Below are 13,876 nucleotides of genomic sequence, written 5' to 3' on the forward strand. Positions count from 1 at the left end.
TTTGGCACCCGTCCAGGGTAAGACGCCGGAGGTCCGCGCGGGGACTGCTCGACACCCGCTCCCAGCAGTGTTCCGTACAGTTCCGTACATGAGACTCGGTGTCCTCGACGTGGGATCTAACACGGTGCATCTGCTGGTGGTGGACGCCCACCCCGGCGCGCGTCCGCTCCCGGCGCACTCGCACAAGGCGGAGCTCCGCCTCGCCCAACTCCTCGACGGCAACGGGGCCATCGGCCCCGACGGGGTCGAGAAACTGGTCGGTGTCGTCAAGGACGCGTTGCAGGCCGCGGAGGACAAGGGCGTCGAGGACCTGCTGCCGTTCGCGACCTCCGCGGTGCGCGAGGCCAGCAACGCCGACGACGTGCTCGCGCGCGTGCAGGCCGAGACCGGTGTCGAGCTCCAGGTCCTCACCGGCGCCGAGGAGGCCCGGCTGACCTTCCTCGCCGCCCGCCGCTGGTTCGGCTGGTCCGCCGGAAAGCTGCTGGTCCTGGACATCGGCGGCGGCTCCCTCGAGGTCGGCTACGGCATCGACGAGGAGCCCGACGCGGCCGTCTCCCTCCCGCTCGGCGCCGGGCGGCTCACCGCCGGCTGGCTGCCCGGCGACCCGCCGTCCGCCGACGACATACGGGCGCTACGTCGCCATGTACGCGCCGAGATCGCCCGTACGGTCGGCGAGTTCAGCCGCTTCGGCGCGCCCGACCACGTGGTCGCCACGTCCAAGACGTTCAAGCAGCTGGCCCGTATCGCCGGCGCGGCCCGCTCCGCCGACGGCCTCTACGTGCAGCGCGAACTCAAGCGGAACTCCCTGGAGACCTGGGTCCCGCGGCTGGCGGCCATGAGCACGGCGCAGCGCTCCGCACTGCCGGGGGTGTCCGAGGGCCGGGCGAACCAGCTGGTGGCGGGCGCACTGGTGGCGGAGGCCGCGATGGACCTCTTCGAGGTGGAGAGCGTGGAGGTCTGCCCGTGGGCCCTGCGGGAGGGCGTCATCCTGAGGCGCCTCGACCACATGGGTTCGGCGTAGCGGAGCGCGAGAGCCGCGCATGACGGTGGTCACAACGGCGAGTAGGCGCCCCCTGCCCACTCGTCCCCACCCCGTAACCTGTCCCTCGTGGCAATTCCAAGGCACGTCGTCCGCATCCCGGATGCGAAGGTCGCGCTCTCCACGGCCTCCGTCTATCCGGAGTCGACGGCGACGGCCTTCGAGATCGCCGCACGCCTCGGCTACGACGGCGTCGAGGTCATGGTGTGGACCGACCCGGTCAGCCAGGACATCGAGGCCCTGCGCAGGCTCAGCGACTACCACCGCATCCCCATCCTCGCCGTTCACGCCCCCTGTCTGCTGATCACCCAGCGGGTCTGGTCCACCGACCCCTGGGTCAAGCTCCAGCGGGCCCGGTCCGCCGCCGAGAAGCTGGGCGCGAGCACGGTCGTCGTGCACCCCCCGTTCCGCTGGCAGCGCCAGTACGCCCGCGACTTCGTCGAGGGGATCTGGCGGATGGCGAACGAGACGGATGTGCGGTTCGCGGTGGAGAACATGTACCCGTGGCGCTACCGCGACCGCGAGATGCTGGCGTACGCCCCCGACTGGGACGTCACCAAGGACGACTACCGGCACTTCACGATCGACCTCAGCCATGCCTCGACGTCCCGGGTGGACGCCCTCGCCATGCTCGACCGGATGAGCGACCGGCTCGGCCACGTCCACCTCGCCGACGGCCGCGGTTCCGCCAAGGACGAGCACCTGGTGCCCGGCCGCGGCACCCAGCCCTGCGCCGAACTGCTGGAGCGCCTCGCGCTCACCGGTTTCGACGGGCACGTCGTCATCGAGGTCAACACCCGGCGCGCGATGTCCGGCGCGGAGCGCGAGGCCGATCTCGCGGAGGCCCTGGCCTTCACCCGCCTGCACCTGGCCTCGGCGGTGAAGGTGCCCCGCCGATGACCGACGCCGACCACGGCTCCGGCGCCCGCCGCCGTGGCCGCCCACCGCGTACCGAGTCGGCCGGCACCCGGGACCGCATCCTCGTCGCCGCCCGCGAGGAGTTCTCCGAACGCGGCTACGAGAAGACGTCCGTGCGCGGTATCGCCAAGGCCGCCGGCGTCGACTCCGCCCTGGTCCACCATTACTTCGGCACCAAGGAACAGGTCTTCGAGGCCGCCATCTCGGTGGCCTTCGCCCCCGCGCTGAACGCGCCCGCCGCGATCGCCGACGGCCCGCTGGACGGGGTCGGCGAGCGCCTGACCCGGTTCATCTTCGGTGTCTGGGAGAACCCCACCACCCGGACGCCCCTGCTGGCGATCATCCGCTCCGCCGTCAACAACGAGGCCGCGGCCGCCGTCTTCCGCCGTCTGATCGCCGCCCAGCTGCTGCGCAGGATCGCCGGACAGCTGGACCTGCCGGACGCGGAGCTGCGCGCCGAACTGGCGGCGGCCCAGCTGGTGGGCTGCGCGATGCTGCGCTACGTGATCAAGGTGGAGCCGCTGGCCTCGGTGGACCTGGAGCAGATCGTGCGGCGGGTCGCCCCGGTGGTGCAGGGACATCTGACCGGGCCGTGACCTGCGCCGCTGAGACATGTGTCCCGCATTCCGGACACCTCGTCCCGAGGCCTGAACAACGGGCGTACGCTCAATAGCAGCCCTATCTGTCTGAAGGAGCGAGCGCGATGCCCGAGCTGAGGTCCCGCACAGTCACCCACGGCCGCAACATGGCGGGCGCCCGCGCCCTTATGCGCGCCTCCGGTGTACCCGGCGCGGACATCGGCCGTAAGCCGATCATCGCCGTGGCCAACTCCTTCACCGAGTTCGTGCCGGGCCACACCCACCTCCAGCCGGTCGGCCGGATCGTCTCCGAGGCGATCAAGGAGGCGGGCGGCATCCCGCGCGAGTTCAACACCATCGCCGTGGACGACGGCATCGCGATGGGCCACGGCGGCATGCTGTACTCCCTGCCCTCCCGTGACCTGATCGCGGACTCGGTCGAGTACATGGTCGAGGCGCACTGCGCCGACGCCCTGGTCTGCATCTCCAACTGCGACAAGATCACCCCGGGCATGCTGATGGCCGCCCTGCGCCTGAACATCCCGACGGTCTTCGTCTCCGGCGGCCCCATGGAGGCCGGCCGCGCGACCCTCGTCGACGGCACGGTCCGCACCCTCGACCTCGTCGACGCGATCTCCGACGCCGTGAACGACAAGATCTCGGACGAGGACATCCTCCGTATCGAGGAGAACGCCTGTCCGACCTGCGGCTCCTGTTCCGGCATGTTCACCGCCAACTCGATGAACTGCCTGACCGAGGCGATCGGCCTCTCGCTGCCGGGCAACGGCTCGGTCCTCGCCACCCACACGGCCCGCAAGCGGCTGTACGTCGACGCGGCCACCACGGTCATGGACATCACCCGCCGCTACTACGAGCAGGACGACGACACGGTCCTGCCCCGGAACATCGCGACCTTCGCCGCGTTCGAGAACGCCATGGCCCTCGACATCGCGATGGGCGGCTCCACGAACACGATCCTGCACCTGCTGGCCGCCGCCCAGGAGGCGGGCGTCCCCTTCGGCCTGGAGCAGATCAACGAGGTGTCCCGCAGGGTCCCCTGCCTGGCCAAGGTCGCCCCGAACGTCGCCAAGACCCGCACCTACTACATGGAGGATGTGCACCGCGCCGGCGGCATCCCCGCCCTCCTCGGCGAACTGCACCGCGGCGGCCTCCTCAACGAGGACGTCCACGCGGTCCACAGCCCCTCCCTGGCCGACTGGCTGAAGACCTGGGACGTGCGCGGCGGTTCCCCGTCCCCCGACGCCGTCGAGCTGTGGCACGCGGCCCCCGGCTGCGTCCGCTCCGCCGAGGCCTTCTCCCAGTCCGAGCGCTGGGAGGCGCTGGACGAGGACGCGGCGGAGGGCTGCATCCGCAGCGTCGAGCACGCGTACTCCAAGGACGGCGGCCTCGCGGTCCTCAAGGGCAACCTCGCCGTCGACGGCTGCGTGGTGAAGACAGCCGGCGTCGACGAGTCCATCTGGACCTTCGAGGGCCCCGCGGTCGTCTGCGAGTCGCAGGAAGAGGCCGTCGAGAAGATCCTCAACAAGCAGGTGACGGACGGCGACGTCGTGGTCATCCGCTACGAGGGCCCCAAGGGCGGCCCCGGTATGCAGGAGATGCTCTACCCGACGTCCTTCCTCAAGGGCCGCGGCCTCGGCAAGACCTGCGCGCTGATCACCGACGGCCGCTTCTCCGGCGGCACCTCGGGCCTGTCCATCGGCCACGCCTCCCCCGAGGCGGCCTCCGGCGGCACCATCGCCCTCGTCGAGGACGGCGACCGGATCCGCATCGACATCCCGAACCGCACGATCGAGCTCCTCGTCGACGAGGCCGAGCTGTCCCGCCGCGAGCAGGCCCTGAACGGCGTGTACGCCCCGAAGAACCGCGAGCGCAAGGTCTCGGCGGCGCTCCGCGCCTACGCGGCGATGGCCACCAGCGCCGACAAGGGCGCCGTCCGCGACGTCTCCAAACTGGGCTGACCCACAACACCCGACAAGGGGCCGCCTCCCACACGGGGGCGGCCCCTTCTCGGTGTGGGGCCGGGCTCGTGTCCGGGGTTCTGGTTCTGGGGCCGCGTCCGGGTGGTGACCGGGCTCTGGGTTCGGCTTCCGGTCCGGGTCCCGGGGCCGCTACGCCGTCACCAGCCCCCAGGAGCCTCGGCATCGACGGCGAAGACGGAGCCGTCGGGGGCGGTGGCGTAGACGTGGGTGCCGAGGACGAGCGGAGCCGACAGAGACGCGGTCACCTCGCTGGCGTTCGCACCCAGGCGCGCCGGGGTCTGGCCGACGAGGGTTCCCTTCCGGGCGTCCGCGGCGAGCAGACGTCCGTCGGCCGCCGTGACGTAGACGTACCGGCCGTCGGCGGCGGGCGCCGAGCCCCGGGTCACCGAGGTCTGGAGCTCCCAGAGCTGCCGGCCGCTCCCGACGTCGACGGCCTCCAGCGAGCCACCGGCGGCCAGCAGGTAGACGACGTCGCCGCGCACCGTGGCGGCCGGTGCCACCCGGGGCACGGGCAGCGCCACCCGGCGCGTCGCCCCGGTGCCGGGCGTGTAGCGCACGACCGCGTCCGTCTCCCCGGCGGACGTGTCCAGGGACAACAGGAACAGGGACCCGCCCGCACTGCCGACCGGCCGCAGGTCCCCCGCCGGCCGGCTCTGCCAGCGCTGGGCACCCGTGACCGGGTCCAGCGCGGTGACCAGGGTGTGCGCCCCCGTGTCCGACGTGCTGGTCACGTACACCAGCGGATCTCCGGCGAACGAGCTCAGGGACGGCGTACCGCTCCCGGACAGGGACCGGCTCCACTTCGCGCGGCCGGACGTGCTGTCCATGCCGGTGACCTTCCCGTCGGCGCCGACCGCCAGCAGCATGCTCCGGGTGATCTCCATGCCCTGGAACGCCGAGAGGTCCCGTTCCCAGCGCGGCGAACCGGTGGCGGGATCCAGGGCGGTCACCTGCCGGCGCCCGTCCGTCGGCAGCAGCAGAAGCCCGCCCGACAGGGACGGCGAGTCGCTCGACCGCTCGTCCGCGACCCTGTGCCGCCACAGCAGACGACCGTCCGCCGGGTCGAGGCCGAACGCCAGCCCCGACCGGACGCACAGCAACTTCCCGGCACCGGCCACGCATCGGGGCATCCCCGAGCCGTCCTTGGCCGCCGCGTCGGCGTGCCAGGCCGTGAACGCGGGGGCCGAGCCCTGCCCCGTGGCGCCCGCGGGCGTCGGGTCGCCGCCCCCGAGCCACAGCACCGAGCCGACCAGACCGCCCAGCACCAGCACGCTCGACCCGGCGGCGACGGCCATCCGTCGCCGGGTGGCCTTCCACGGCCCGCGCGGCTTCGGCTCCGGCGCGGCGGCCGACGGCTGCTCGCCCGGCGTCGCGCTGTCGCCGTCCTCCTCCCTGATCCGCTGCGCCGGTATGAACGCCTGTGTGTCGTACGACGCCGACAACGACCTGAGCTCCCGCATCAGCTCGTCGGGCGTCGGCCGGTCCTCGGGCTCCTTGGCGAGGCAGCGCAGCACCAGCGGCGCCAGCTCCTCCGGCACCCCGGCGATGTCCGGCTCGTCGTGCACGACCTGGTAGGCGACGACATAAGGGCTGTCGGAGTCGAACGGACCCCGCCCGGTCGACGCGTGCACCAGCACCGACCCGAGCGCGAAGATGTCCGCGGCGGGCCCCACCTCACGCGGCCGCCGGAACTGCTCGGGCGCCATGAACGGCGGCGTACCGATCAACTTGCCCGTCTCGGTCCGCAGTTCGCTGTCTTTCGGCCGGGAGATCCCGAAGTCGATGACCTTGGGACCGTCCTCGGCGAGCAGCACGTTGCTCGGCTTCAGGTCCCGGTGGACCACGCCGACCCGGTGGATGTCGCGCAGCGCCTCCGCCAGTCCGGCCATCAGCCGGCGCAACTGCGCAGGGGGCATCGGCCCGTTCCGCTTCACATGCTCGGAGAGAGTCGGGCCGGGGATGTAGAGGGTGGCCATCCAGGGCCGGTCGGCCTCGGGATCGGCGTCCACGACGGGGGCGGTGAAGGCACCGCTGACCTTCCGCGCGGCGGCCACCTCCTGCCGGAAACGGCCCCTGAACTCACGGTCCTTGGCGAACTCGGCATGCACGACCTTCACCGCGAGCTTCAGCCCCGAGGTGCTGCGGGCCAGATGCACCACGCCCATGCCGCCCGAGCCCAGGCAGGACTCCAGACGGTAGTGCCCGGCGTACTCGGGAAGTTCCGCTTCCGCGCCCGCTCCGGTGTTGCGCTGTGGCGTCAAGGGACCACCCCCGTGCTGATTCCGCGGAGCGCGACGCACGGAGCCTAGTCGATGACGCGTGCGACACAGAGGCGGCTTGCTAGCGTCCGCTATCGAGTTACGAACATGTGTTTCGTGGCTCGATTCAGGGGAATCAACGGGACTCCATGACACTCATGGGTCCAATGGGGGGAGCACCACATGTCTGTCGAACAGGCTCAGGAAGCGGTGGGCGGCGGCGAGGACGAGGCCGTCACGACGCTGGCGGCGGCGTCCGTCAAGACGTACGCGGTCGCCCCGGGCGTCCGCCTCAACGTCCGCAGCGGCCCCGGCACCAGCTACAGCATCACGCGCACCCTGGCCGAGGGCACCCGCGTGCCCATCTTCTGCCAGACGCCCGGTACGACGGTGTCCGGTTACTACGGCACGTCGAACATCTGGGACAACATCGACAACGGCGAGTACGTCTCGGACACCTACGTCCACACCGGCAGCGACGGCTACGTGGCCGACCGCTGCGCCTGATCCGGTCTTCGTCTCCAGGGGATTCGCATGACATCGCTCAGACGCAGAACCACCCTGCTGGCAGCGGTCACCGGCAGTGCCTTCCTCATGCTTCTCGGCTCCGCCGCCACGGCGAACGCGGCCGCCAGTGTCCGCTACTACGACACCGCCCCGGGCATCCGCCTGAACGTCCGCAGCGGCCCCGGCACCAGCTACTCCATCACCCGCGTCCTCACCGAGGGCGCCAAGGTGCCGATCTACTGCCAGACCCCGGGCTCGACGGTGTCCGGTTACTACGGCACGTCGAACATCTGGGACAACATCAGCAACGGCGAATTCGTCTCGGACACCTACGTCCACACCGGCAGTGACGGCTACGTGGCCGACCGCTGCGCCTGAGTCCGTAGCGACCCCGACCCGGAGCCCGTGGAGGAGCCGGAGCCATAATCGTCCCGTGAGCGACGAACCAGGCACCCCGGACACCTCCGCGGGCTCCACCGGCGGACCCCGCCCCGAGCCCCTCCGCTTCTTCGGCACGTCCTGGGTCAACCACGACGACGGCTACACTGCCCGCCGTATCGGCGTCGCCGCCGGCTCGCTCGCCGCCGCCGTCGTCTCCTGCCTGGTCCTGCGCCTCGCCTACGAGGGCGTACAGCTCGCCGACACCGGCGCCTTCGTCACCGTCCTCGTCGTCGCGATGTTCGCCATCTGTAGCGCCCTGGCCTTCCGCAACACCTGGGAGTCCTTCGGCAAGCGCCCCGACCCCGAACGCCAGGCCTCCCTGCGCGGCCTCCTCGCCATCGGCTTCGTCGGCTTGCTGCTCGCCTACTTCTTCCGCTCCCTCGTCGAGGCGCCCGGCGAGAAACTGCACCGCGCCGAGTACGACACCGCCGTCCAGGACCACGAACGCCGCACCACCCGCCGCACGGGCAACCCGTCGAAGAAGAAGCGGAAGCGCTGAGCCCGCCCGTGCGGCAGTGACGCGGGACCCCTGCCGGCCCCAGGACCCGAGACGCTCTGTCGCGCTCGTCCCGGCCCCGCGACCATGGCCGCATGACCACACGCCAGCCGGACCCCCGCACCCCCTTCCCCTCCTCCCACGCCGCCCGCGCCCACTCCTTCAACGCCGCCGCGGCCCAGTACGCCGCGAACCGCCCCTCCTACCCGGCCGCCCTGCTGGACGCCGTCGAGGAGGAGGCCGGCCGCGTGCTCGCGGGGGCCAGGGCGGTCGACGTCGGCGCGGGCACCGGCATCGCGACCGCCCTGCTGCACGCCCGCGGCGCCGACGTGGTCGCGGTGGAGCCGGGGGAGGGCATGGCGGCGCAGTTCCGGGCCGCCCTCCCCGGCGTCCCCGTCGTCCGTGGCAACGGCAACGCCCTTCCCCTCGCCGACGCCACCGCCGACTTCGTCACCTACGCCCAGGCCTGGCACTGGACCGACCCCGCGCAGTCCGTGCCGGAGGCCCTGCGCGTGCTGCGCCCCGGCGGTGCGCTGGCACTGTGGTGGAACACCAACGCCGCCGACGTCGACTGGATCGCCGGACAGGGCGACCGGCTGGCCCGCTTCTTCGGCATCGACGTCGCCGCCGAGAAGCGCGCGAGGGCCGACCACACGGAGCTCGCCGACCCCACCGGGCGGCTCCGCTTCAGCCGCCGTGAGGTCCGCTGGAGCCGGCGTGTCCCCGTCGACACCCATCTCGCCAACATCGGCAGCCACTCGGCGTTCCTGGTCATCCCGGAGGACCACCGCACCGCCTTCCTCGCCGAGGAACGGTCCCACCTGCTCACGGCCTTCCCGGAGGGGGTGGTGGAGGAGACGTACGACGTCCTCCTGCTCGTCGCCCGCAACGACTGAGCGAGGGGTTCGAGGACTGGGCACGGCCGGGTCGGGGGTCGGGTGCGGGTGGTGACTACCCGGGCACGGCCGGGTTGGGGGTCGGGTGCGGGTGGTGACTACCCGGGGTGTCCGGGTCGGGTGCGGGTGGGTGGGGGCTGGGCGCGCAGTTCCCCGCGCCCCTGGCGGGGCGTTGGCGCGGGGGGTGTGACGGGGGCCCCGCTTCTCTTCTGACGGGACCGGTGTCCCTGGGGTTGTGACGGGGGCGCCCCTTCTGCCCCTGACGGGGCGTTGGCCCTGGGCCTGTGGCGAGGCCGCCTTCGTGTCCCTGGCGGAGCCGCCCCGTGTCCCTGGCTGGGCGGTAGCCCTGGGCGCTTGACGGGGTCTGGGGTCCGGCGCATTATTCATCGCATGGTGAATTACTCGCCGGAGCCCGCCGAGGCCCCCGGCAGCACAGCCCTGCCCCCAGCCGTCGAAGCCCGCGGGGTCGAGGTGACCCGCGGTTCCCGCACCGTCCTGCGCGGGCTCGACTTCACCGTCCCCCGCGGTCAGATCACCGGCCTGCTCGGCCCCTCCGGCTGCGGCAAATCGACCCTGATGCGTTCCGTCGTCGGCACCCAGGCCAAGGTCACCGGCACCCTGAACGTCCTCGGCCGACCGGCCGGCCACCCCACCCTGCGCACCCGCATCGGCTACGTCACCCAAGCCCCCTCCGTCTACAGCGACCTGACCATCCGCCAGAACCTCGACTACTTCGGCTCCGTCCTCGACCCCACCCGCGCCTCCGCCGACCGCCGCGCCGACACCGAACGCGTCCTCGGCGAAGTCGACCTCACCAGCCACGCCGATGCCCTCGCCGGCAACCTCTCCGGCGGCCAGCGCAGCCGCGTCTCCCTCGCCGTCGCCCTGCTCGGCACCCCCGAACTCCTCGTCCTCGACGAACCCACCGTCGGCCTCGACCCCGTCCTGCGCCGAGACCTCTGGCACCTCTTCCACTCCCTCGCCGCCGACCGCGGCGCCACCCTCCTCATCTCCTCCCACGTGATGGACGAGGCCGAGCGCTGCCACCGTCTCCTCCTCATGCGCGACGGCCGGATCCTCGCCGACGACAGCCCCGAGGCCCTCCGCACCCGCACCGGCTCCGAAACCGTCGAAGCCGCCTTCCTCCACCTGGTCGACGAAGCGGCCGCCCACGCCCGCGCGAAGGAAACAGCACGATGACCTCTCAGACGGAGACCACCGCGACAGCCACAACCGCCCCCGTCAGCGCCCTCAGCCTCGCCCGCACCACCGCCACCGCCGCCCGCGTCCTGCGCCAGCTCCGCCACGACCCCCGCACGATCGCGCTGCTCCTCCTCATCCCCTGCCTGATGCTGGTCCTGCTCCGCTACGTCTTCGACGCCAGTCCGCGCACCTTCGACAACATCGGCGCCTCCCTCCTCGGGATCTTCCCGCTCATCACGATGTTCCTGGTGACCTCCATCGCCACCCTCCGCGAACGCACCTCCGGCACCCTCGAACGCCTCCTCGCCATGCCCCTCGGCAAGGCCGACCTCATCGCCGGCTACGCCCTCGCCTTCGGCACACTCGCCATCGTCCAGTCGGCCCTCGCCACCGGCCTCGCCGTCTGGTTCCTGGGCCTCGACGTCACCGGCTCACCCTGGCTGCTGCTCCTGGTCGCCCTGCTCGACGCCCTGCTCGGTACGGCCCTCGGTCTCTTCGTCTCGGCCTTCGCGGCCTCGGAATTCCAGGCGGTCCAGTTCATGCCGGCGGTGATCTTCCCCCAACTCCTCCTCTGCGGCCTCTTCACACCCCGCTCCGACATGCACCCTGCCCTCGAGGCCGTCTCCGACGTACTGCCCATGTCCTACGCCGTCGACGGCATGAACGAGGTCCTGCACCACACCGACATGACCACCACCTTCGTCAGGGACGTCCTGATCGTCGCCGGCTGCGCCGTGCTCGTCCTGGCACTGGGAGCGGCGACCCTGAGGCGACGCACCGCATAACGGCCCGGGACGGCGTCCGGCCAGCGGACGGCCACCCCCGCCGCCTCCACCCCGGTGCCAGACTGAACCGCATGAGCCAGAAAGTCGCAGTCCTCGGCACCGGCAAGATCGGCGAAGCCCTGCTCAGCGGAATGATCCGCGCCGGCTGGGCACCCGCCGACCTCCTGGTCACCGCCCGCCGCCCCGAACGCGCCGAAGAACTCCGCACCCGCCACGGAGTCACTCCGGTCACCAACGCCGAGGCCGCGAAGACCGCCGACACCTTGATCCTCACGGTCAAGCCCCAGGACATGGGCGCGCTCCTCGACGAACTCGCCCCGCACCTGCCCGCCGACCGCCTCGTCATCAGCGGCGCCGCCGGTATCCCCACCTCCTTCTTCGAGGAGCGCCTCGCCTCCGGCACCCCGGTCGTCCGTGTCATGACCAACACCCCCGCCCTCGTGGACGAGGCGATGTCCGTCATCTCCGCCGGCAGCCACGCCACCGCCGGCCACCTCGCCCACGCCGAGGAGATCTTCGGCGCGGTCGGCAAGACGCTGCGCGTCCCCGAGTCCCAGCAGGACGCCTGCACCGCGCTCTCCGGCTCGGGTCCGGCGTACTTCTTCTACCTGGTCGAGGCCATGACCGACGCCGGCATCCTGCTCGGCCTGCCGCGCGACAAGGCCCACGACCTGATCGTCCAGTCCGCGATCGGCGCCGCCGTGATGCTCCGCGACAGCGGCGAACACCCCGTCAAGCTCCGCGAGAACGTCACCTCCCCCGCGGGCACCACCATCAACGCCATCCGCGAACTGGAGAACCACGGCGTACGGGCCGCCCTCATCGCCGCCCTCGAAGCCGCCCGCGACCGCAGCCGCGAACTCGCCACCGGCAAGAAGGACTAGCCACCGGCAAGAAGGACCGGCCACCGGCAAGAAGGACCGGCCGCGCCCGGCCCGGTGACGCTCACCGGGCCCCGGCGCCTACCGCGCCGCGTTCAACGCGGGCCCGGACGCGGCCGTCTCCGCGAAGGCACCCGGCGGCAACAGCCCGATCGCCCGGTAAGCCGTATCGACGATCGGCCGGGCGATCGCCCGAGCCTTCTCCGCCCCATGCCGCAGCACCTCCTCCACATGTCCCGGATCGGCACACAACTCCTTGTGCCTGGCCTGCACGGGCCTCAGCACCTCCACCACCGCCTCCGCGGTGGCCTGCTTCAGAGCGCCGTACGAATCGTGAACGGTCGCCAGTGACTCAGGGTTCCCGCCCGTGCACGCAGCGAGAATCTCCAGCAGATTCGCGACCCCCGGCCGCTCCTCCCGGTCGTAGACGACCTCCCGCCCACTGTCGGTCACGGCCCGCATGACCTTTTTGCGGATCACGTCCGGTTCGTCGAGGAGATAGACGATTCCGGGGCCCGAGTCGTCGCTCTTGCCCATCTTGGACGTCGGGTCCTGGAGGTTCATGACCCGCGCGGCCACGGCCGGCACGGTGGCCTTCGGCACCACGAACGTGTGCCCGTACCGCTGGTTGAACCGCACCGCCAGGTCCCGGGTCAGCTCGACGTGCTGCGACTGGTCGTCCCCGACCGGCACCTCGTCCGCCCCGTAAGCCAGGATGTCCGCCGCCATCAGCGCCGGATAGGTCAGCAGGGACAGCCGCACCCCGCGACCCCGGCCACCCTCGCTCGCGACCTTCTCCTTGTACTGGATCATCCGCCGCATCTCACCGTCGGTCGCCACGCACTCCATGACGTACGACAGTCGGGTGTGCTCGTCGACGTGACTCTGCACGAACACGGTGCACAGCTCAGGATCCAGCCCCGCCGCCAGCAGCAGCGTCGCCGCCTGCCGGGTGAGCCTGCGCAACCGCGCCGGATCGTGGTCCACGGTCATCCCGTGCAGGTCGACGACGCAGAACAGGGCGTCCGCCTGGTGCTGGTCCACGGCAGCCCACTGGCGCATGGCTCCCAGGTAGTTCCCCAGGGTCAGGTGCCCGGTCGGCTTGATCCCGCTGAAGACCCGTGTCATTCCTTCTCCACCTCCTGGTCGCGGCCGCCGTCCCGGGCGGCCGGCCCTCAGGAGCTCCGGAGGGGGAAAAACGAACGGCCGCCGAGGCGGCGGCCGTTGAACGCGTACGTGAGCGCGGCCGCCGTCAGGCGGCCCACCACTGCTGGGTGCACGTACGCGTAGTCATGCGGCCCACCATACGCCGCCGGGGTGTCGTTCCGCCCGCGAGTTGACACGCCCAGACCGGATACGTAGTGTTCTCCGAGTTGTCCGACGTGAGCGCCGACTCCGGTCGGTCCCCGGACAGCCATTCCGCAAGTACCTACCAGCAATCGGCGCCATGGTGTCGTGTTGCTTCGGTGTGCGTATTTGCGAAATGAGGAATCCACGTTCGAAAGGACGCGGCCCCCGATTAGCTCGGAGGCTGGGAATCCGCTAAAGTCTCACTCGTCGGAACGGCCCAACGGCCGGGAAGACAACTCCCGCTGACTGGGAATCAGACGCCGAAAGGATCTGATAGAGTCGGAACCGCCGGAAAGGGAAACGCGAGAGCGGAAACCTGGAAAGCGCCGAGGAAATCGGATCGAGAAAAGATCTGATAGAGTCGGAAACGCAAGACCGAAGGGAAGCCCGGAGGAAAGCCCGAGAGGGTGAGTACAAAGGAAGCGACCGTTCCTTGAGAACTCAACAGCGTGCCAAAAGTCAACGCCAGATATGTTGATACCCCGTCTCCGGCCGAACATCGGCTGGGGCGAGGTTCCTTTGAA

Annotated in this window: 14 protein-coding genes; 11 read left to right on the top strand and 3 right to left on the bottom strand. The window is 71.2% G+C overall.

The window, feature by feature from the left end; translation table 11 throughout:
- The first annotated feature begins 88 nt into the window (after nt 1-88).
- The 4 genes from AAW13_RS06855 (at nt 89) to ilvD (ending at nt 4,514) form a co-directional block, all read left to right on the top strand.
- Nucleotides 89-1,021 (top strand): Ppx/GppA family phosphatase, encoded by a 933-nt coding sequence (locus AAW13_RS06855; protein WP_046734598.1) that lies wholly within the window; start codon nt 89-91, stop codon nt 1,019-1,021.
- A 93-nt stretch (nt 1,022-1,114) separates the two neighbouring features.
- Entirely contained in the window at nt 1,115-1,939 is an 825-nt protein-coding gene (locus AAW13_RS06860) for a sugar phosphate isomerase/epimerase family protein (RefSeq protein ID WP_046734608.1), read from the top strand.
- Nucleotides 1,936-2,553 carry a TetR/AcrR family transcriptional regulator gene (locus tag AAW13_RS06865; protein ID WP_046734597.1) on the top strand — a complete coding sequence of 206 codons (618 nt, stop codon included), beginning with the start codon at nt 1,936-1,938 and terminating at the stop codon, nt 2,551-2,553. The genes AAW13_RS06860 and AAW13_RS06865 overlap by 4 nt, the downstream gene beginning before the upstream one ends.
- A gap of 107 nt (nt 2,554-2,660) precedes the next feature.
- Nucleotides 2,661-4,514: a dihydroxy-acid dehydratase gene (gene ilvD / locus AAW13_RS06870; protein ID WP_046734596.1), complete on the top strand. Its 1,854-nt coding sequence runs from the start codon at nt 2,661-2,663 to the stop codon at nt 4,512-4,514.
- Nucleotides 4,515-4,672: 158 nt separating this feature from the next.
- Here ilvD and AAW13_RS06875 read toward each other — a convergent pair whose 3' ends face one another.
- Nucleotides 4,673-6,796 carry a serine/threonine-protein kinase gene (locus AAW13_RS06875; RefSeq protein ID WP_046734595.1) on the bottom strand — a complete coding sequence of 708 codons (2,124 nt, stop codon included), beginning with the start codon at nt 6,794-6,796 and terminating at the stop codon, nt 4,673-4,675.
- Between the two features lie 180 nt (nt 6,797-6,976).
- Between AAW13_RS06875 and AAW13_RS06880 the strand changes: the two genes are divergently transcribed.
- The 7 genes from AAW13_RS06880 to proC all read left to right on the top strand — a co-directional run bounded on the left by AAW13_RS06880 (nt 6,977) and on the right by proC (nt 12,005).
- On the top strand, nt 6,977-7,300 hold the full coding sequence (locus AAW13_RS06880) for an SH3 domain-containing protein (RefSeq protein WP_046734594.1): 324 nt from the start codon (nt 6,977-6,979) through the stop codon (nt 7,298-7,300).
- Nucleotides 7,301-7,387: 87 nt separating this feature from the next.
- The gene (locus AAW13_RS06885) at nt 7,388-7,678 is read left to right on the top strand and encodes an SH3 domain-containing protein (protein ID WP_046734607.1); all 291 of its coding nucleotides are present in this window, start codon (nt 7,388-7,390) and stop codon (nt 7,676-7,678) included.
- A gap of 55 nt (nt 7,679-7,733) precedes the next feature.
- Nucleotides 7,734-8,240, top strand: a complete 507-nt coding sequence (locus AAW13_RS06890) for a hypothetical protein (RefSeq protein WP_046734593.1) — start codon at nt 7,734-7,736, stop codon at nt 8,238-8,240.
- A 92-nt stretch (nt 8,241-8,332) separates the two neighbouring features.
- Nucleotides 8,333-9,133 carry a class I SAM-dependent methyltransferase gene (locus tag AAW13_RS06895; protein ID WP_046734592.1) on the top strand — a complete coding sequence of 267 codons (801 nt, stop codon included), beginning with the start codon at nt 8,333-8,335 and terminating at the stop codon, nt 9,131-9,133.
- A 390-nt stretch (nt 9,134-9,523) separates the two neighbouring features.
- Nucleotides 9,524-10,333 (top strand): ABC transporter ATP-binding protein, encoded by an 810-nt coding sequence (locus AAW13_RS06900; RefSeq protein ID WP_046734591.1) that lies wholly within the window; start codon nt 9,524-9,526, stop codon nt 10,331-10,333.
- Entirely contained in the window at nt 10,330-11,121 is a 792-nt protein-coding gene (locus AAW13_RS06905; RefSeq protein WP_046734590.1) for an ABC transporter permease, read from the top strand. The genes AAW13_RS06900 and AAW13_RS06905 overlap by 4 nt, the downstream gene beginning before the upstream one ends.
- 71 nt (nt 11,122-11,192) lie before the next feature.
- Complete coding sequence (gene proC, locus AAW13_RS06910) at nt 11,193-12,005, top strand: pyrroline-5-carboxylate reductase (RefSeq protein WP_046734589.1); 813 nt, start codon at nt 11,193-11,195, stop codon at nt 12,003-12,005.
- Nucleotides 12,006-12,083: 78 nt separating this feature from the next.
- On the opposite strand, the gene trpS is transcribed toward proC, so the two are convergent.
- Together trpS and AAW13_RS46345 are read right to left on the bottom strand one after the other, a co-directional pair.
- Entirely contained in the window at nt 12,084-13,130 is a 1,047-nt protein-coding gene (gene trpS / locus AAW13_RS06915; protein ID WP_046734588.1) for a tryptophan--tRNA ligase, read from the bottom strand.
- A gap of 475 nt (nt 13,131-13,605) precedes the next feature.
- A partial coding sequence (locus tag AAW13_RS46345; RefSeq protein ID WP_206306164.1) for a hypothetical protein occupies nt 13,606-13,876 on the bottom strand: 271 nt, incomplete at its 5' end.

This window comes from Streptomyces humi (assembly GCF_001005085.2).
Classification (GTDB): domain Bacteria; phylum Actinomycetota; class Actinomycetes; order Streptomycetales; family Streptomycetaceae; genus Streptomyces; species Streptomyces humi.

Coding starts and splice junctions, on each gene's coding strand:
- AAW13_RS06855 (WP_046734598.1), top strand. CDS start 89: ATGAGACTCGGTGTCCTCGACGTGGGATCTAACACGGTGCATCTGCTG.
- AAW13_RS06865 (WP_046734597.1), top strand. CDS start 1,936: ATGACCGACGCCGACCACGGCTCCGGCGCCCGCCGCCGTGGCCGCCCA.
- ilvD (WP_046734596.1), top strand. CDS start 2,661: ATGCCCGAGCTGAGGTCCCGCACAGTCACCCACGGCCGCAACATGGCG.
- AAW13_RS06880 (WP_046734594.1), top strand. CDS start 6,977: ATGTCTGTCGAACAGGCTCAGGAAGCGGTGGGCGGCGGCGAGGACGAG.
- AAW13_RS06885 (WP_046734607.1), top strand. CDS start 7,388: ATGCTTCTCGGCTCCGCCGCCACGGCGAACGCGGCCGCCAGTGTCCGC.
- AAW13_RS06895 (WP_046734592.1), top strand. CDS start 8,333: ATGACCACACGCCAGCCGGACCCCCGCACCCCCTTCCCCTCCTCCCAC.
- AAW13_RS06900 (WP_046734591.1), top strand. CDS start 9,524: ATGGTGAATTACTCGCCGGAGCCCGCCGAGGCCCCCGGCAGCACAGCC.
- AAW13_RS06905 (WP_046734590.1), top strand. CDS start 10,330: ATGACCTCTCAGACGGAGACCACCGCGACAGCCACAACCGCCCCCGTC.
- proC (WP_046734589.1), top strand. CDS start 11,193: ATGAGCCAGAAAGTCGCAGTCCTCGGCACCGGCAAGATCGGCGAAGCC.
- trpS (WP_046734588.1), bottom strand. CDS start 13,130: ATGACACGGGTCTTCAGCGGGATCAAGCCGACCGGGCACCTGACCCTG.